Annotated in this window: 15 protein-coding genes; 4 read left to right on the plus strand and 11 right to left on the minus strand. The window is 76.8% G+C overall.

What is annotated here, in order from left to right:
* Positions 1-21: 21 nt before the first annotated feature.
* From ACI79V_RS01555 to ACI79V_RS01570, 4 genes are read left to right on the plus strand one after another with little or no spacing between them, the layout of a single operon-like run.
* Positions 22-1,176: a glucose-6-phosphate dehydrogenase assembly protein OpcA gene (locus tag ACI79V_RS01555; protein WP_456886196.1), complete on the plus strand. Its 1,155-nt coding sequence runs from the start codon at positions 22-24 to the stop codon at positions 1,174-1,176.
* Complete coding sequence (gene pgl, locus ACI79V_RS01560) at positions 1,173-1,994, plus strand: 6-phosphogluconolactonase (RefSeq protein WP_456886198.1); 822 nt, start codon at positions 1,173-1,175, stop codon at positions 1,992-1,994. The genes ACI79V_RS01555 and pgl overlap by 4 nt, the downstream gene beginning before the upstream one ends.
* 23 nt (positions 1,995-2,017) lie before the next feature.
* A complete protein-coding gene (locus ACI79V_RS01565; RefSeq protein ID WP_456886200.1) occupies positions 2,018-5,113 on the plus strand; it encodes a BTAD domain-containing putative transcriptional regulator in 3,096 nt (1,031 codons plus the stop codon).
* Entirely contained in the window at positions 5,110-5,973 is an 864-nt protein-coding gene (locus ACI79V_RS01570) for a PIG-L deacetylase family protein (protein ID WP_456886202.1), read from the plus strand. The genes ACI79V_RS01565 and ACI79V_RS01570 overlap by 4 nt, the downstream gene beginning before the upstream one ends.
* Before the next feature lie 69 nt (positions 5,974-6,042).
* Here the strand turns inward: ACI79V_RS01570 and ACI79V_RS01575 are convergent, their stop codons facing one another.
* The 11 genes from ACI79V_RS01575 to uvrC form a co-directional block, all read right to left on the minus strand.
* On the minus strand, positions 6,043-6,411 hold the full coding sequence (locus ACI79V_RS01575; protein ID WP_456874214.1) for an RNA polymerase-binding protein RbpA: 369 nt from the start codon (positions 6,409-6,411) through the stop codon (positions 6,043-6,045).
* An 88-nt stretch (positions 6,412-6,499) separates the two neighbouring features.
* Positions 6,500-6,733, minus strand: coding sequence for a preprotein translocase subunit SecG (gene secG / locus ACI79V_RS01580; protein ID WP_456874215.1), 234 nt, complete (start codon positions 6,731-6,733; stop codon positions 6,500-6,502).
* A gap of 35 nt (positions 6,734-6,768) precedes the next feature.
* On the minus strand, positions 6,769-8,577 hold the full coding sequence (locus ACI79V_RS01585; protein WP_456886204.1) for an ABC transporter substrate-binding protein: 1,809 nt from the start codon (positions 8,575-8,577) through the stop codon (positions 6,769-6,771).
* Between the two features lie 35 nt (positions 8,578-8,612).
* A complete protein-coding gene (gene tpiA / locus ACI79V_RS01590; RefSeq protein WP_456886206.1) occupies positions 8,613-9,425 on the minus strand; it encodes a triose-phosphate isomerase in 813 nt (270 codons plus the stop codon).
* A gap of 10 nt (positions 9,426-9,435) precedes the next feature.
* Complete coding sequence (locus tag ACI79V_RS01595) at positions 9,436-10,629, minus strand: phosphoglycerate kinase (RefSeq protein WP_456886208.1); 1,194 nt, start codon at positions 10,627-10,629, stop codon at positions 9,436-9,438.
* A 3-nt stretch (positions 10,630-10,632) separates the two neighbouring features.
* Positions 10,633-11,637, minus strand: coding sequence for a type I glyceraldehyde-3-phosphate dehydrogenase (gene gap / locus ACI79V_RS01600; RefSeq protein WP_456886210.1), 1,005 nt, complete (start codon positions 11,635-11,637; stop codon positions 10,633-10,635).
* A 129-nt stretch (positions 11,638-11,766) separates the two neighbouring features.
* A complete protein-coding gene (locus tag ACI79V_RS01605) occupies positions 11,767-13,452 on the minus strand; it encodes a histidine kinase N-terminal 7TM domain-containing diguanylate cyclase (protein ID WP_456886212.1) in 1,686 nt (561 codons plus the stop codon).
* Between the two features lie 163 nt (positions 13,453-13,615).
* Positions 13,616-14,590 carry a DNA-binding protein WhiA gene (gene whiA, locus ACI79V_RS01610; protein WP_425283686.1) on the minus strand — a complete coding sequence of 325 codons (975 nt, stop codon included), beginning with the start codon at positions 14,588-14,590 and terminating at the stop codon, positions 13,616-13,618.
* A gap of 43 nt (positions 14,591-14,633) precedes the next feature.
* Entirely contained in the window at positions 14,634-15,680 is a 1,047-nt protein-coding gene (locus ACI79V_RS01615; RefSeq protein ID WP_456886214.1) for a gluconeogenesis factor YvcK family protein, read from the minus strand.
* Positions 15,680-16,663, minus strand: coding sequence for an RNase adapter RapZ (gene rapZ / locus ACI79V_RS01620; RefSeq protein WP_456886216.1), 984 nt, complete (start codon positions 16,661-16,663; stop codon positions 15,680-15,682). Before rapZ ends, ACI79V_RS01615 begins: the two co-directional genes overlap by 1 nt.
* Positions 16,660-18,711 carry an excinuclease ABC subunit UvrC gene (gene uvrC / locus ACI79V_RS01625; RefSeq protein ID WP_456886218.1) on the minus strand — a complete coding sequence of 684 codons (2,052 nt, stop codon included), beginning with the start codon at positions 18,709-18,711 and terminating at the stop codon, positions 16,660-16,662. The genes rapZ and uvrC overlap by 4 nt, the downstream gene beginning before the upstream one ends.
* Positions 18,712-18,846 lie beyond the last annotated feature (135 nt).

The following is an 18,846-nucleotide window of genomic DNA, read 5'->3' on the forward strand; positions in this document are numbered from 1 at the left end:
CCGTCGAGAGGAGCAGATCCCGTGACCACGCTGTGGGACACCACCGGCTCGGCCGTGGTGAAGGAACTGGCCGCCCAGCGACGGACCGGCGGCGCGGTCCTCTCCGGCGTGGCCCTGACGCTGGTCGTCGTCGCCGACGAGGGCCGGGTGACCGAGGCCGAGGAGGCCGCGACCACCGCCTCCGAGCAGCACCCCTGCCGGATCCTCGTGGTGGTGCGCCGGCAGATCGAGGCCCCCGTCCCGCGCCTGGACGCCGAGGTGTCCATCGGCGGGCGGCTGGGCCCCGGTGAGGCGGTCGTCATGCGGATGTACGGGCGGCTGGCCCTGCACGCCGAGTCGGTCGTGCTCCCCCTGCTGGCCGCCGACGCCCCCGTGGTCACCTGGTGGCACAGCGACCCGCCCCAACAGCTGACCACCGACGCACTCGCCGTCATCGCCGACCGGCGGATCACCGACAGCACCGTGGCCGCCGACCAGATGACCGCGCTGCGCACCCGGGCGCAGGACTACGCCCCCGGCGACACCGACCTGGCCTGGACCCGGTCCACCGGCTGGCGGGCGACCCTCACCTCGGCGCTGGACTCGGTCTCCGGCCGCCGCGGCGACGTCGTCCGGATCCTGGGCGGGCGCGTCGAGGGCGACCCGGGTGCGGCCACCGCGCAACTGCTGGCCGGCTGGATCGAGTCACGCTCGGGCGCCCGGCTGGAGGTCGTGCAGGCCACCCGGCACTCCGGCCCCAGCGGCATCGACTCGGTGGTCCTCGAGCTCGACCAGGACGAGGAGGTGCGCGTCCACGCCGACCGCCGCGGCGGCGCGGTGATCAGCCAGCCCTACCGGCCCGACGCCACCATGGCGCTGCCCGACCGCTCGCTGGGCGACCTGCTCGGCGAGGAGCTGCGCCGGCTGGACCCCGACGAGCCCTACGCCGAGGCGCTGGAGACCACCACCGGGGTCTCGGGGCTGGCCGGCCGCGCCGGGGTGCGCTCGCACGTGTGGGTCGACCCCGCCGAGCCGGACGGCGCCGGATCCGGGGCGGTCGACGCCGCGGAGGTCGCCGAGGGCAGCCCGCACGGCGCGGCGCCCACCGTCCCGCCGACCTCCGAGGGCACCGACGAGGTGGCCCTGCACGGCGAGCACGACACCCCCGACCCGACGGCACCCGAGGCGGTCCGGTGACCCTCACCCCCGGTGACCGGATCGTCGAGGAGCTCTCGCGGCGGACCGACGGCCCGGTGCCCGACGTGATCGTCGAGCCCGACGCCGAGACGCTGGCCCGCGCGGTCGCCGCGGCGCTGGTGGCCCGGCTGGCCGCCGCGCAGGCGGTGCACGGGACGGCGTCGGTCGTGCTCACCGGCGGGGGTGTGGGCACCGACGTGCTGCGGCGCGTCGCCGACCTCGCCGCCGAGCCGGCCCGCGAGCGGGTGGACTGGGGCGCCGTCGACGTCTGGTGGGGCGACGAGCGCTTCGTCCCGGCCGACGACGACGAGCGCAACGAGAAGGGCGCCCGGGAGGTCCTGCTCGACCGGGTCGGCGTACCCGCCGAGCGGGTGCACCCGATGCCGGCCTCCGACGCCGGGTTCGCCGAGCCCGAGGAGGCGGCCGAGTGGTACGCCGGGGTGCTGGCCGACGCGGCCGAGGGCGGGCCGCTGCCGCGCTTCGACGTGCTGCTGCTCGGGATGGGCGGCGAGGGCCACGTGGCGTCGATCTTCCCGCACTCGCCGGCGGCGTCGGACGCGCGTCCCGTGGTGGCCGTGCGCGACTGCCCCAAGCCGCCCCCGACCCGGGTCAGCCTGGGCTTCTCCGCGATCGGCAGCGCCGAGGAGGTGTGGCTGCTCGTGGCCGGTGAGGGCAAGGCCGAGGCCGTCGCGCGGGCCCTCGGCGGCGCCGACCCGCTCGAGGTGCCGGCGGCCGGCGCCTGCGGCCGCCGGGCCACCCGCTGGCTGCTCGACGCCGCGGCGGCGAGCCGGCTGCCCGGAGCGCAGGACACCGACTGACGGGCGGGACGGCGGCGGACGGGGTGCTGCGGATCGGGCTGCTCGGGCCCCTCGAGGTCCGCCGCGACGGTGTCCCCGTGCCGGTCGGCGCCCGCCTCCAACGGGCCGCCCTGGCGGTGCTCGCGCTGGAGGCCGGCCGGCTGGTCTCCGCCGACCGCCTGGCCGACCTGCTGTGGCACGGCTCGCCGCCGCCCAAGGTCACGGCGTCCCTGCACAGCACCATCGCGCTGCTGCGCCGCACCCTCGACCCCGGGCGGGCGCCCCGCTCCAGCGGCTCGGTGCTGCTCACCGCGCCACCCGGCTACCGGCTCGCCCGCGAGGCCGTCGAGATCGACGCCGACCTCTTCGAGCGGCTGCTCGGCGAGGCCCGGCACGCCACCGGCGACGCCGCCCGGACGGTCGCCCTGCTCGACGACGCCCTGGCGCTGTGGCGCGGCCCGGCGCTGGCCGAGTTCGCCGACGAGCCCTTCGCCCGCGCCGCCGCCGACCGCTGGACCGAACTGCGGCAGGACGCGGTCGAGCAGCGGGCCGCGGCGCTGCTCGCGCTCGGCGAGACCGGTCGCGCCGTCGCCGACCTGCAGGCGCACCTGGCCGCCGCCCCGCTGCGCGAGCAGGCCCGCGCCTCGCTCGCTCACGCCCTGTATCTCGGCGGCCGCCCCGGGGAGGCGCTGGCGGTGCTCGCCGAGGGCCGCCGGCTGCTGCGCGAGGAGCTGGGTCTGGACCCGGGCCCGGCACTCCGCGAGGTCGAGGAGCGGATCCTCCGCCGGGACCCGGCGCTGCAGCCCGTGCCCGTGCGGTCCGCCCCCGCGCCGTCCCCGGCGGCGGGGCCGCCGCCGCTGCGCGGCCGGGAGGGCGAGTGCGCCCTGCTCGCCCGCGTCCTGACCGACGCCGCCGGCGGGTCGGGCGCCGTCGTGCTGCTCACCGGGGACGCCGGGATGGGCAAGACCGAGCTGCTGCGGTGGCTCACCGCGTCCGCCGGCGCGACCGGGGGCGGCGCGCACACCGGCACCTGCCGCGACGGCGTGGCCGCGCCGCCCTACTGGCCGGTGCTGCAGGTGCTGCGCGGCGCCGTCCCGGGGCTGGACGCGGCGACCCGTGCGGGGGTGGCACGTGCCCTCGGCCCGCTGCGGGCGGTGGTCCCCGGCCTCGGCGAGGCACCGCAGGCCGCCGGCGGGGGCATCGACCCGGCGATGGTGCTCGTGCACCTGACCGACGCGCTGACCGGTGTCCTCGCCGCGACCGGCCCGCCGGCGGTGCTGGCGCTCGACGACCTGCACGCGGCCGACCCGGCGACCCTGCGCCTGGTCGCCGGTCTCGCCGCGGACGTCGCCGGCTCCCCCGTCGTCCTCGCCCTGGCGCTGCGCAGCGGCGAGGCGGACGCGCCCGCCCTGGTCGACACGCTGGCCGCGCTCGGCCGGCTGCCGCGGCTGGTCCGCCTCGACCTCGAGCCGCTGGCCCCGGCCGCCGTGGCCGACCTGGTCCGCACCGCCGCCTCCGCCGACCTCGGCGACGACGGCGTCCGGGACGTGGTGACCCGCGCCGACGGCAACCCCTTCTTCGCCCTCGAGCTGGCCCGTGCCACCGGCTCTCCCGACGGCGGCGCGCCGACGGGACGGGGCCGCGCCGTGGGCGGGGTGCCCGCCGCGGTCCACGACGTGCTGCGCCAGCGCGTCCTCCGCCGGCCGCCTCCCGGCCCCGACCTGCTCACCGCGGCCGCCGTCGCCGGGGCGCCGCTGTCGGTCGAGGACCTCGCCGCGGTCGTCGGCGTCCCCGTCGGGGAGGCGCTGGGCGCCCTGGAGTCGGCGGTCGCCGCGCGGCTGGCCGTGGACGGCGGGGACGGCACGTTCGCGCCGGGCCACGCGCTGCTCGCCGAGGTCCTCCGGGCGCAGCTGTCCAGCGCCCGCACCGCCCGGCTGCACCGCGCGATCGGCGAGCGGCTGGCCGCGCGGGCGGGTGCGGACCCGGAGCAGGCCGCGCGCGTCGCCGGCCACCTGTTCGCCGCCCGCGCGCTCGACGGCGGGGTCGCCGCCGTGCCGTGGCTGGAGCGCGCCACCGACCACGCGGTCCGCGTCTCGGCGCTCGACCTGCTCCGGGAGCTGGGCGGGCAGCTGCTGACGGCGGCCGCCGCCCTGCCGGCCGGTCCCGAGCGCCGCCGGCGGGAGCTGCGCGCGCTCGGCCGCACCGCGTACGCCGACGCGTGGGCGGCCGGCTACGACAGCCCGACCGTCCGCGAGTACGGCCGGCTGGTGACCGCCTGGGAGGTGCCCGACCCGCCGCACCCCGACGACGTCGAGCTGCTGTGGGTCGCCACGCTGTTCCAGTGCCAGGTCGGCCGCCTCGACGACGCCGACCGCACCGTCGCCCGGATGGCCGCGCTCGCCGGGCACCTGGACGACCCGACGGCCGGCTACCTGACCGAGGACATCACCGCCGTCGTGCGGTGGATGCAGGCCCGCCCGGCCGAGGCGCTGGGCCATCTCGAGCGAGCCGGGGCGCACGTCGCCACGGGCCGCGTCGACCTGCGCCGCTCGCTCGCCTTCTCACCGCCCACCCGGCTCGCCGTCGTCCGCGCCCTGTGCCTGTGGCTGCTCGGCCGGCGGGACGAGTCCCGGGCCCACGCCGACGCGGCCCTGGCCGTCGCCGAGGAGGCGGGGCTGGGCGCGGCCGGCTTCGCCCGCCGCTGGGCGCTGGTGCTCGCGCTGGTGGACGGCGACGCCGACCGCGTCCGCCGGCTGGTCGCGCTGCCGCTGCGGGAGCCCGCGTGGGAGCAGTACCGCTACCCGTCGGCGGTGGTCCGCTTCGCCGAGGGCTGGCTGCTCGCCCGCCGCGAACCCCGGGCCGGCCTGGCCGTGATGCGGGAGGCGCACGCGGCGCTGGCCGGGCAGGGTCTGGCCGCCGGCCGCTCGGTCTTCCTCGGCCTGCTCGCCGCCACCGCGCTGACGGCCGGGGAGCCGGCGGTGGCGGCCGCGACCTGCGAGGCGGGCCTGGCCGTCGCCGAGCGCGGCGAGCGCTACTGGGTGCCGGAGCTGACCCGGCTGCGGGACGCCGCCCGGCAGGCGGCCGGCGTCAGAGGACGCCAAGAGGACCTCAAGTCGGTGGCGCCACCCTCGGGGCCATGACCGCTGCGACCCTGCTCCCGTCCCCGTCCGGCACCCTCCGCGACCCCGTGACCGACGTCCGGCCCGGCGACCGCTGGCTGGTCGTCGTGGCCCACCCCGACGACGAGGCCTTCGGGTGCGGGTCGGTCATCGCCCGCGCCGCCGCGGCCGGTGCCCGCGTGACGCTGGCCTGCGCCACGCGCGGCGAGGCCGGACAGCCGGCTCCCGGACTGCCCGACTGCGGCGACCTGGGCGCCGTGCGGGAGGCAGAGCTGTACCGCTCGGCGGCCGCGCTCGGCGTCGCCGCCGTGGAGCTGCTGGGCTACCGCGACTCGGGTTTCGACGGCGCGCCGCCCCGCGGGTCGCTCTGCGCGGCACCGCCCGACGCCGTCGCCGGGGTCCTCGCCCGGCTGGTCGCCGACGCGCGGCCGGACGTGGTGCTGGTCCTCGACGGCACCGACGGGCACCGCGACCACCAGCGGGTCCGGACGGCCACCGCGGCCGCGGTCCGGGACGCGGCGGCGCCGGGCACCGTGCTCGTCGAGCACTGCCTGCCCAACTCGCTGATGCGCCGCTGGCTCGAGGAGATGCGCACCGTGCGGCCGGACACGGCCTACCACGCGATCGACCCGGCCGACTTCGGCCGCCCCGACGCGGAGGTGACCGACGTCCTCGACGTCAGCCGGTTCCTCGACCGCCGCGAGGCCGCGATGGCCGAGCACCGCTCGCAGGCCACCCCGTTCGACGGGCTCAGCCCGGACCTGCGCCGCGCGTTCCTGGCGACCGACCACCTGGCGCGGGTGGCGTGGCGGCCCCGCCGGCCGGGGACCTGGTGGGACCCGGGCCGGGCGGCCTGGGTGCCCTGCCCGGCGACGGGCTGACCGGCGGCCACCCGGCACCACGCACGCCGGGTACCGCAGCCCGGTGCGGGGCTGCGGTACCCGGGACGTTCAGGCGCCGCGGCGGGCCCGGAGCTTGGCCAGGGCCTCCTCGAGCAGGGCGTCGCCGTCGGCGTCGCTGCGCCGCTCGCGGACGTAGGCGAGGTGGGTCTTGTACGGCTCGGTGCGCGGCACCGGCGGCGGTGCCGCGGCGTCCTGGCCGGCCGGCAGGCCGCACCGGGGGCAGTCCCAGAGGTCGGGCACCTCGGCGTCGGTGGCGAAGGCCACCCGGGTCTCGTGGCCCTGGCTGCACCAGTAGCCGATCCTGTGCCGCGGTGCGGCCTCGCCGCGCTCGGCCTCTCCCATCGGACCCGCACCGACCCGGGTCCCCCGGATCGCGTTGCCACCAGCCACGAGCGCCCCCTCTGGACCGACCTGCACGGCGCGGTTCGCGTCGCGCGCGCAGTCTATGGCCTGGAGCGTGTTCTCTCGATCACGATTTTCCGCGAGGTGCCTGGTGGAGCCTCCGTCAGACCTTCAGCAGGATGCCCAGGGCCACGATGCACACGGTCCAGACCAGCCCGGTGAAGATCGTCAGCCGGTTGAGGTTCTTCTCGACGACCGAGGAGCCGGACAGCTGCGAGGACACCGCACCGCCGAACATCGAGGACAGGCCGCCGCCCTTGCCCCGGTGCAGCAGGATCAGCACCACCAGCAGGACGCTGGTGAGACCCAGCAGCACGTTGAGGACGACCTCGACCATGGCACCAGGGTAGCCGGTGCCCGCGGCGGGTCCGCTCAGCGCACGCCCGCGGTGGCCAGGTCGTAGCCGGCGTAGGGCCGCATGACCACGCCGTTGTGCAGCCGCTGACCGGCCAGCAGCCGCACGCGGGCCTCCGCCAGCGGCACGTACGCACCGGTGTCGAGGGCGGCGGCGGCCACGTCCCGCCAGGCCGCGGCGGCGGCCTCGGGATCGGTGGCGGCGCGGGCGGCGTCCACGGCCGCGGACACGGCGGGGTCGGTGAGCCGCGCGTAGTTGGTGTTGCCGACGGCGCTGACCGAGCGGCCGTCGACCAGCGGCACGAGGAACGAGCCGGGGAGCGGGAAGTCGGCGGTCCAGGTGGCCAGCACGATGCCGAAGCCGTTGCGGGCGACGTTGTCCGGGCTGCCGACGTCGGTGGCGTAGAAGCTGGCCGCGGGCAGCGGCCGGACCTCGGCGTCGATGCCCACCTCGGCGAGCTGGGCGGCGACGACGCCGGCCACCTCGACGCTGGCCTGCGCGTCGGGCACGGCCAGCACGGTGCTGAAGCCCTCGGGCTGCCCGCACGCGGCCAGCGCGTCGCGGGCGGCATCGGGGTCCGGCCCGGCGTCGGCACCCTCCCCCTCGGGCCCGCCGGGCAGCGTGCCCGGCCACAGCTGCCCGGCCCGCACCGCCCGGTCGGGGCCGCCGAGGACCTCCTGGACGGCGCGGCGGTCGATCGCGGCGGCGACCGCGGTGCGGCAGTTCGGATCGCTCATCGGGGCGACGTCGGTGGGCAGCGCCAGCAGCCGCAGCGCGCCGCTGGTCACCTCGTCGACCCGGTCGGGCAGGGGCACCTCTCCCCCGGTCTCGCCGGTCAGCCGCGCGCCGGTGGCCGGGTGCACGCCGGTGCCCGAGACGTCGACGTCGGCCGAGCCGGCGAGCAGCGCCTGGTCCCGCTCGAGGTTGGACAGGCCGGTGCGGACGACGACCCGGTCGGGCAGCGCCGTGCGGACCTCGTCGCTGGCCGGGTCCCAGGCGGGGTTGCGGTCGAGGACGATGCCGGTCGCGGCGTCGACCGTCGTGATCGCGTACGGGCCCGACGAGACCGGGTCGGCTCCGTAGCCGGCGCCGGTGTCGCTCTCCACCGGGACCGGGCTGCTCGAGGGCAGCGCCAGGACGTAGGGGAAGTCCGGCTGCGCCGAGCGGAGCCGGAAGACGATGGTGGCGTCGTCGGGCGTCTCGACGGCGGCCAGCCCGAGCTTGGCCGGGTCCTCGTCCTGGTACGGCCCGGCATAGGGGTTCTCGGGGTCGTCGAGCAGCTCCACGACGTGGGTGGGGCCGCCCACGATGACGTCGGAGGCGAAGGACCGCTCGATGCCGTACTTGACGTCGCGCGAGGTGATCGGCCGGCCGGTCTCGAACCCCACGCCGGGGCGGAGGGTGAACGTCCAGGTCAAGCCGCCGTCGGGGGTGGTGCCGAGGTCGGTGGCGAGGTCGGGCGCGAGCTCGCCGGTGGCACCGGGCTCGGAGGAGTAGGTGACCAGCGTGCGGGCGTAGAGCCGCATGAGGTTCCACACGCCGGGCTGGTAGGAGCGCTGCGGGTCGAGGCTGTCGATCTCGCCGGTGACCACCCGCAGCGTGCCGCCGGCCTCGTCCGACGGGGCGCGCACACCCTCGAGACCGGCGTCCGGGCCGTCGCCGAGGACCGGGACGCCGGCGTCGCCGTCCCCGCCACCGCGGCAGCTGACCGCGACGGCGACCACCAGCGCGACGACCAGCGCGAGGCCCAGGACGCGGCCGGCGGTACCGGACAGCAGCCCCGGCAGCCGGGTGGACCGGGTGGGTCGCTGCAGCCTGCTGCCCACCCGTGTCCCCCCGCTCGGCCGCCGGGGCGGCGTGCTCAGCCGCCCCCGGCGGCGATCCGACAGATCTGCGCGAACTCGTCGGCGTCGAGGCTCGCGCCCCCGACGAGTGCACCGTCGACGTCCGGCCCGGCCAGGATCCCGGCCGTGTTGGCGGCCTTCACCGACCCGCCGTAGAGGATACGGACGACCTCGGCCGTGCCCGGGCCGAAACGCTCGGCGAGCCGCGACCGGAGTGCGCCGCAGACCTCCTGGGCGTCCTCCGGGGTGGCCACCTCGCCGGTGCCGATCGCCCAGACCGGCTCGTAGGCCAGCACCACGCGGGCCACCTGCTCGGCGGAGAGGCCGGCCAGCGAGGCGTCGAGCTGGTCGGTGCAGTGCACCACGTGCCCGCCGGCCCGGCGGACCTCGAGCCCCTCCCCCATGCACACGATCGGCGTGAGGCCGTGCCGCAGCGCCGCCTGGGTCTTGGCGGCCACGACCGCGTCGTCCTCGGCGTGCAGCGACCGCCGCTCGGAGTGGCCGACGACGACGAAGCCGCACGCGAGCGCGGCCAGCATCGCGCCGCTGACCTCGCCGGTGTAGGCGCCGGAGTCGTGCGCCGAGAGGTCCTGCGCGCCGTAGCCGACCGGCAGCTTGTCGCCGGTGACCAGCGTCTGCACGCTGCGCAGCGCCGTGAACGGGGGCAGCACGACGACCTCGGCGGCGTCGAGCTCCTTCTCGTCCAGGCTGAAGACCAGCTTCTGCACCAGGCCGATGGCCTCCAGGTGCGTCATGTGCATCTTCCAGTTGCCCGCGATGAGCGGGCGGCGGCCCTCCCGGCGGGCCGGGGCCGCCGGCCTGCGTGCCATCCCGCGCCCCTCAGTCCGCGAGCACCGCGAGGCCCGGGAGCTCCCGGCCCTCGAGGTACTCCAGCGACGCGCCGCCGCCGGTGCTGACGTGGCCGTAGGCGGACTCGTCGAGGCCGAGCTGCCGGACGGCGGCCGCGGAGTCCCCGCCGCCGACCACCGACAGCCCGTCGACGGCGGCCACGGCCTCGGCGACCCCGCGCGTGCCGGCCTGGAACGGCGCCAGCTCGAACACGCCCATCGGGCCGTTCCAGAACACCGTGCGGGCGCCGGCCAGCTCGCGGCCGAACACCTCGACCGTGCGCGGGCCGACGTCGAGGCCCATCTGCTCCCCCGGGATCTCCTCGGCCGGGACGACCGCGGTGTCCACGTCGGCGCTGAACTCCGGCGCGACGACGACGTCGACCGGCAGCACGATGCGCTCGCCGGCCTCGGCGAGCAGCCGCCGGCAGGTGTCGACCTGGTCGGCCTCCAGCAGCGAGCGGCCGACCTCGAGCCCCTGGGCCCGCAGGAAGGTGAAGCACATCCCGCCGCCGACCAGCAGCCGGTCGACCTTGGGCAGCAGCGCCTCGATGACGGCGAGCTTGTCGCTGACCTTCGAGCCGCCGAGCACGACCACGTAGGGCCGCTCGGGGTCGGTGGTCAGCCGGGTGAGCACGTCGAGCTCGGTGGCCACCAGCCGCCCGGCGACGTGCGGCAGCCGCAGCGCCACGTCGTACACCGAGGCGTGCTTGCGGTGCACCGCGCCGAACGCGTCGTCGACGAAGACGTCGGCCAGCGCGGCGAACCGGTCGGCCAGCCCGCCGCGCTCGGCGTCGTCCTTGCTGGTCTCGGCGGCCTCGAAGCGCACGTTCTCCAGCAGCAGGACCTCGCCGTCGCCGAGGGCCGCCGCCCGGGTGCGGGCGTCGTCGCCGGCGACGTCGGCGGCCAGCGGCACCTCGGCGCCGAGCAGCTCGCCGAGCCGGGCGGCCACCGGGGCCAGCGAGTACTGCGGGTCGGGCGCACCCTTGGGCCGGCCCAGGTGCGCCGCGACGACGACCCGGGCGCCGGCCTCCCGCAGCGCCTGCAGGGTGGGGAGGCTGGCCCGGATGCGCCCGTCGTCGGTGATGGCCCGGGTCTGCTTGTCCAGGGGGACGTTCAGGTCGGCGCGCAGGAACACGCGCCGACCCGAGACGCCCTCGGCGAGCAGGTCGTCGAGGGTCCGCATCGGCTACAGCGAGCGGCCGACGAGCTCGACGGAGTCGACCAGGCGGTTGGAGTAGCCCCACTCGTTGTCGTACCAGCCGAGCACCTTGGCCATCGGGCCGAAGGTCTTGGTCAGCTTGCTGTCGTAGATGCAGCTCGCCGGGTCGGTGACGATGTCGGAGGAGACGATCGGGGCGTCGGTGTACTTGAGGATGCCGGCGAGCGGGCCCGCGGCGGCCTCGCGGTAGGCGGCGTCGATCTCGTCGGCCGGCACCTCGCGGGTCAGCTGGACGGTGAGGTCGGTGGCCGAGCCGGTGGGCACCGGGACGCGGACGGCGTAGCCGTCGAGCTTGCCCTGCAGCTCGGGCAGCACCAGGCCGATCGCCTTGGCCGCACCGGTGCTGGTGGGCACCATGTTCAGCGCGGCGGCGCGGGCGCGGCGCAGGTCCTTGTGCGGGCCGTCCTGCAGGTTCTGGTCGGCGGTGTAGGCGTGGATCGTCGTCATCAGGCCGCGCTCGATGCCGAAGGAGTCGTTGAGCACCTTGGCCAGCGGCGCGAGGCAGTTGGTGGTGCAGGACGCGTTGCTGATGATCGTCTGCGAGCCGTCGTACTTCTCGTGGTTGACGCCCATGACGATGGTCAGGTCGTCGCCGGTGGCCGGCGCCGAGATGACCACCTTCTTGGCGCCGCCGGCGTCGACGTGCTTGCGGGCGTCGGGGGCCTTGGTGAAGAAGCCGGTCGACTCGACGACGACGTCGACGCCCAGGTCGCCCCAGGGCAGGGCGGCCGGGTCGCGCTCGGAGAGGACCTTCATCGTGTTGCCGGCGATCTTGATGCCCTCGCCGTCGGCGGCGACGTCCTCGGACAGCACGCCCAGGATGCTGTCGTACTTCAGGAGGTGGGCGAGGACCTCGGGGCTGGTCAGGTCGTTGACCGCCACGATCTCGATGTCCTTGCCGCTGGCCGCGGCCGCCCGCCAGAAGTTGCGGCCGATCCGGCCGAACCCGTTGATCCCCACCCGCACCGTCACTGCTGACCTCCACGGATCCGTGGCGCCGTCCGGCGCCGTCGCGTGCGTCGGCCGCGCGGGGCGCGCGGCTCCGATCGCGGACGACCCTATCGGCCCCGGCGGCGGGCGACCGGGCGAGCCCCGGGAGGCTCAGCCGCCGGGGACGAGCTCCACGCCGTCGTCGGCCGCGGCGGCCGGGGCGGGGACGGCCGGGACGGGCCGGTCGCCCACGGGGTCGGCGGCGACGACGCGGTCGCGTCCGGTGGCCTTGGCGGTGTAGAGCGCCCGGTCGGCCGCCTCGAGCAGCGCGGCGGCGGAGGTGCCGTCGGCCGGGCAGACGGCCACGCCGATGCTGACGGTGACGCCGACGCGCTCGCCGTCGACGGGGACCCGCCCGGCGGCGACGGCGCGGCGGACCTGCTCGGCCCGCTCGAGGGCCTGCTCGCGGCCCGCGCCGGGCAGCACCAGCACGAACTCCTCGCCGCCGAGGCGGGCGGCGGTGTCGCCCTCGCGGACGGCGCCGGCGAGCGTGCCCGCGACCGCGGTGAGGACCCGGTCCCCCGCCGCGTGCCCGAGGCGGTCGTTGACGGACTTGAAGTGGTCGACGTCGACCACCAGCACCGACAGCCGGCCGGTGCGCGGCCGGGAGGCCAGGTCGGCGCCGAGCGCCCGGTCGAGGTGGCGGCGGTTGTGCAGGCCGGTCAGCGGGTCGCGCACGGCCTCCTCGGCCAGCTCCGCGCGCAGCCGCTCGATGACCTCGACCTGCTCGGCCAGGCGGGTGTTGAGCGCCTCGATGGCGGCCTGGCGCTCCTGCTGCTCGCTGACGTCGCGGACCACGAGGATGCGGCCGAGCGGACGGCCCCGCGGGTCGCTGACCGCCGAGTCCTGCACGTCGAGCCACAGCCCCGGCCGCACCTGGGCGACGCGGTGGCCGTCCCGGCGCTCGGTGGTGTCGAGGACCGCGACGGCCCGGGGGCCGGCGACGTCGGCGAGGGCGCGGCCGACCAGGTCCCCCCCGAGCTCGGGGCGCAGCCGCTGCAGCATCCGGGTGGCGGCCGGGTTGCAGTCGATGAGGACGCCCTCGGGGTCGACGACGAGCACGGCGTCGGGCACGGTCTCGACCACCTGCTCGCGGGCGACCGGGACCAGCCGCAGCAGGCCCCCGCGGAAGATCGCCCAGCAGTCGACCACGCCGGTGAGCAGGAAGAACAGCGGGGTGAGGTCGGTTCCGCTGCCATCGAGCTGGCTGCCGACCGACACGACGTTGCCGATGGTGGACAGCGTCGCCGACGCGAGCAGGACGGTGATCTGCCGGCGGAAGACGCCCGCCGCACGCCGGTAGCGGCGGACCAGGTGCCCGTAGGCGACGGCGACGAGCGCGTAGGAGTAGGCGGTGTGGGCCAGGAACAGCGGGCCGAAGGCGACCCGTCCCTCTGCGCCGGCACCCGCGGGGACCAGGTCGGACATGACCAGGTCGCGCGTGGCCGGCAGGGTCGCCGTGACCACCAGCAGCACCGGCTCGACCGCCAGCAGCAGGGCCGGCCGGCAGCCGAGCCGCCAGGAGGGGTCGGACACGGTGCGGGCGAGCACGTAGGTGCCCACCACCACCAGCCCGACGGCCGCCAGCAGCAGCGGCGGGTAGGCGGCGACCACCGCTCGGGTGCTGACGGCGTGGACGAGGACGTCGGCGGTCGACCAGGCGGCGACGCCCGACATGGTGACCGCCAGCGCCGTGGCCGCCGGGGTGCGGGCGCGGCGCCGCCAGGCCAGCACCGCCGTGCCCGTGGCGACCAGGGCCGCGCACGCGAACAGCAGCGCCCACTGCGCCGCGCTCATCCCGGGCTCCTCGCTCCGACGGCGCGGCCCGTTGCCCGCCTCTGCTGCGTGCATCGACGCGTGCGGGGCCCCGCTGGAGGTCGGCTCACCCGGGTGGGTGAACGCGAGGGGCGCCCTCCGCGGACCGCGGAGGACGCCCCTGGTGAGCGGATGGAACGGCCGGTTACTGCGCCAGCATGTCGTCGGTCACCACGGACTCGGTGTCCGGGATGCCGAGGTCCTTGGCCCGCTTGTCGGCCATGGCCAGCAGCCGCCGGATCCGCCCGGCGACGGCGTCCTTGGTCATCGGCGGGTCGGCGCGCTGGCCGAGCTCCTCCAGCGAGGCCTGCCCGTGCTCGAGGCGCAGCCGGCCGGCGACCAGCAGGTGCTCGGGCGCGTCGCCGGCGAGGATCTCCAGCGCCCGCTCGACCCGGGCCGAGGCGGCCACGGCCGCGCGCGCCGAGCGGCGCAGGTTGGCGTCGTCGAAGTTCGCCAGCCGGTTGGCGGTGGCGCGCACCTCGCGGCGCATCCGCCGCTCCTCCCAGGCCAGCACCGCGTCGTGGGCGCCCATCCGGGTGAGCAGCGCGCTGATGGCGTCGCCGTCGCGCACGACGACCCGGTCGGCGCCGCGGACCTCGCGGGCCTTCGCGGCGATGCCCAACCGGCGGGCCGCGCCGACCAGCGCCATGGCCGCCTCAGGCCCGGGGCAGGTCACCTCGAGCGAGGACGACCGGCCGGGCTCGGTGAGCGAGCCGTGCGCGAGGAACGCGCCCCGCCAGGCGGCCTCGGCGTCGTTGATGCTGCCGGACACGACCGACGGCGGCAGGCCGCGCACCGGGCGGCCGCGCTGGTCGACCAGCCCGGTCTGGCGGGCCAGTCCCTCGCCGTGCTTGGCGATCCGGACCAGGTAGCGCACGCCCCGGCGGATGTTGCCGCCGGCCAGCACGCTGACCCCGCTGGTGTAGCCGTAGACCTCGCTGATGTCCCGCCGCAGCCGGCGGGCGACCGAGCCGGTGTCCAGCTCGGCCTCGATGACGACGCGACCGCCCACGATGTGCAGCCCCCCGGAGAAGCGCAGCAGCGCGGTCACCTCGGCCTTGCGCTCGGAGGTCCGCGTGCACTCCACCCGGGACAGCTCGTCCTTGACCATGGCCGTCATCGCCACGACGACCACTCCTTCCGCTGCGGCGCCCTCATCGGCGTCACCTCTCCCCCTCGAACCGTCCGGGCCCCACCGGTCCTGGTGCCCCGGTTGCGTCCCCTGTCCCGTCCCCCTGCCCGACCTCCGGCCCGCCGGCCGCGTGTGCTGCGGCCACCGGGGCCAGCACGGCCGCCAGCCGGGCGGGGTCGTGGCGCGGGGAACCGTCGAGCGCGGCGACCGGAGCCAGCACGAGCTCGGCGCCGCACTCGCGCACCGTTGACAGGAGACCACAGCGGTCAACCACCGAGTCGGCATCCGCGATCACCGTGTGCAGCGCCACTCCGTCCAGATGGGCCTGCAGCACCCGCAGGTGCTCCTCCGGGGAGAAGCCGTCGGTCTCCCCCGGCTGGGGCTCCAGGTTGAGCACCACGACCACGCGGGCCCGGCTGGCGGCCAGCGCCCGGCGCAGCCGCGGCACCAGCAGGTGGGGCAGCACCGAGGTGTACCAGGAACCGGGCCCGAGCGAGACGACGTCGGCCTCGGCGATCGCGGCGAGCACGTCGGGGTGCACCGGCGGGTCCGGCGGGGAGACGAGGATCTCCCGCACCCGGCCGGGCGTGGAGGCGATCGCCACCTGACCGCGGATGGTCCGGGTGCGCGCGGGGTCGTCGGGGTCGAACGTCTCCACGCGCGCGACGAGGTCCAGGGGCACGTCGGCCATCGGCAGCACCCGGCCGCGGGTGCGCAGCAGCGCGCAGACGGCGTCGAGGGCGCGCACGGTGTCCCCGCCGTGCAGCTCGACGAGCCCGGTGAGGACGAGGTTGCCCACCGGGTGGCCGGCGAGCACGCCGGTGCCGCCGAGCCGGTGCTGGAACAGCCGGGCCATCTGCTGGCGGCCGTCGTCGTCGGCGGCCAGGGCGGCCAGCGCCATCCGCAGGTCGCCGGGGGGCAGCACCGGCATCTCGCGGCGGATCCGGCCGGAGGAGCCGCCGTCGTCGGCCACCGTGACCACGGCGGTGAGGTCGGGGGTGATCCGGCGCCAGGCGGCCAGCGCGGCCGCGAGACCGTGGCCGCCCCCGAAGGCGACGACCCTGGGGTGCGCGCCCACTACTCGCGGCCCAGGTCGCGGTGGCGGGCGACCGCGGCGATGCCGTCCGCGGCCAGCCGGCGGGCGAACTCCTCGGCGATGGCGACGCTGCGGTGCTTGCCGCCGGTGCAGCCGACCGCCAGCGTCAGGTAGCGCTTGCCCTCGCGCCGGTAGCCGGGGATGAGCAGCCGCAGCACCTCGGTGTACCGGTCGAGGAAGGGCCCGGCGTCCTGCTGGCCGAGCACGTAGTCGCGCACGTCGGCGTCGCGCCCGGTGTGCGCGCGCAGCTCGGGCAGCCAGTGCGGGTTGGGCAGGAACCGGGCGTCGACGACGAGGTCGGCGTCCAGCGGCAGGCCGTACTTGAAGCCGAAGCTCAGCACGGTCGCCGTCAGCGGCGGGGTGCGGCCCTCGCGGGCGAAGGCGTTCTCCAGCGTGGCGCGCAGCTGGTGGACGTTGAGGTCGCTGGTGTCGACCCACAGGTCGGCCTCGCCGGCGATGCCGGTGAGCAGCGCCCGCTCGGCGGTGATCCCGTCGATGAGCCGGCCCGACCCCTGCAGCGGGTGCTCCCGCCGGTTGGACTCGTAGCGGCGGACGAGCACCTCGTCGCTGGCGTGCACGTACACCACGCGCGGGCGGTGCCCGGCCTCGGCGAGCACCCGGATGGCCTCCTGCAGGTCGCTGGAGAAGGCGCGGCTGCGGACGTCGACGACGGCGGCGAACCGGCGGACGTCACCGCGGGCGCCGAGCTCGACCATCGGCGTCAGCAGCGCCGGCGGCAGGTTCTCGACGACGTACCAGCCGAGGTCCTCCATCACCCGCCCGGCGCTGTTCTTGCCGGCCCCGGACAGCCCGGTGACGACGACGACCTCGACCGGCGGCGTCTCGGTGGACGCGGCGTCGAGGCCGGCGGGGACGTCGGCCTGCGGGCCGGCCTGTCCCTCGCGCGCGGCGGCGGCCGCGGTCGGGGCGTCGATGCCCGAGCCGGTCAGCTGTTCCTCGCTCACGACGCGACCCGGCCGACCTCGGCGGTGGCGCCCGCGCCGGGGGTGGGGGTGCCCCGCTCGGCCGGGCCGGCGGGCGCCGTGGTGCTCTCCACGACCTCCTCCGCGGGCCCCTCCTCCGCGGGATCCGCCGTGCCCTCCGCCGGCTCCGCCACCGCGGCCAGCACCGCCTCGGCGGTGCGCCGGCCGATGCCCGGCACGGCCATGAGCTCGTCGACCGTGGCCGCGCGCAGCCGCTTGAGCGACCCGAACTGCTTCATCAGCGCCTTCCGCCGCGTGTCCCCCAGGCCGGGGACGTCGTCCAGGAGCGAGACCAGCATGCTGACCGAACGCTTCTGCCGGTGGTAGGTGATCGCGAACCGGTGGGCCTCGTCGCGCACCCGCTGCAGCAGGTAGAGCGCCTCGGAGGTGCGCGGCAGGACCACCGGGTCGGACTCGCCGGGCAGCCAGACCTCCTCCATGCGCTTGGCCAGCCCGCAGACGGCGACGTCGACGACGCCGAGCTCGTCGAGCGAGCGGGCCGCGGCCGCGACCTGCGGCGCGCCGCCGTCGACGACGAGCAGGTTCGGCGGGTAGGCGAACCGGCGCGGCCGGCCCTCCTCCGCGGCGATCCCCTGCTCGTCGCGGCGGTCGGCCTCCTCCTTGAGGTGCCGGGCGAAGCGGCGGCGGACGACCTCGGCCATGGCCGCGGTGTCGTCGGTGCCGTGCTGGACGGAGAAGCGGCGGTAGTCGGACTTCTTGGGCAGTCCGTCCTCGAAGACCACCATCGAGGCGACGACGTTGGTCTGCTGCACGTGCGAGACGTCGATGCACTCGATGCGCAGCGGCGCCTCGGGCAGCTCGAGGGCCTCCTGCAGCTCGGAGAGGGCGAGCGACCGGGCGGTGAGGTCGCTGGAGCGCTTGACCCGGTGCCGGGCGAAGGCCTCCTTCGCGTTGCGCTCGACGGTCTCAAGCAGGCTGCGCTTGTCCCCGCGCTGCGGCACCCGCAGCGACACCCGCGAGCCGCGGAGCTCGCTGAGCAGCTCCTCGTAGACGTCGGCGTCGTCGGGGAGCTCGGGGACGAGCACCTCCTTGGGCACCGCCTCGCCGCCCTCGGTGACGCCGGTGGCCTCGTCGACGCCGCCGTAGACCTGCAGGAGGAACTGCTCGACCAGCTCGCCGGTGCTGACCTCCTCGACCTTGTCGATGATCCAGCCGCGCTGGCCGCGGACCCGCCCACCCCGGACGTGGAAGACCTGCACGGCGGCCTCGAGCTCGTCCTGGGCGAAGGCGACGACGTCGGCGTCGGTGCCGTCGCCGAGGACGACCGCCTGCTTCTCCATCGCCCGCCGCAGCGCGCCGAGGTCGTCGCGCAGCCGGGCGGCCTTCTCGTACTCCATCGCCTCGGCGGCCTCGGCCATCTCCCGCTCGAGCCGCTTGACCATGAGGTCGGTGCGGCCGGCCATGAAGTCGCAGAAGTCGTCGACGATCGCCCGGTGCTCCTCGGCGCTGACCCGGCCGACGCAGGGCGCGGCGCACTTGCCGATGTAGCCGAGCAGGCAGGGCCGGCCGATCTGCCCGGCGCGCTTGAACACGCCGTTGGAGCAGGTGCGGGCGGGGAAGACGCGGGTGAGCGTGTCGAGGGTCTCGCGGATGGCCCAGGCGTGGGCGTAGGGGCCGAAGTAGCGGACGCCCTTCTTCTTCGGCCCGCGCATGACCTGCAGCCGCGGGTACTCCTCGTTGAGCGTCACGGCCAGCGACGGGTAGCTCTTGTCGTCGCGGTAGCGGACGTTGAACCGCGGGTCGAACTCCTTGATCCAGTTGTACTCGAGCTGGAGGGCCTCGACCTCGGTGCCGACGACGGTCCACTCGACGCTGGACGCCGTCGTCACCATCTGGCGGGTGCGCGGGTGCAGGCCGGCGACGTCGGCGAAGTAGCTGTTGAGCCGCTGGCGCAGGCTCTTGGCCTTGCCGACGTAGACGACGCGGCCGTTCGGGTCGCGGAACCTGTAGACCCCCGGCGACTCGGGGATGGAGCCGACCGCCGGTCGGTACGTGGACGGGTCGGGCACGCTTCCACACTAGGTGCCCCGGACGACGGTCCGCCCGCCCTCCGTCGCCGGGAACCACACCGCTGTGGTTCCCGGCCGTGCCGGTGCGTTCCGGCCGGGCCCGCGGGACGGGCCCGGCCGGACCGTCGAGTCGCG

It is taken from the genome of Geodermatophilus sp. SYSU D00700, from assembly GCF_054050255.1.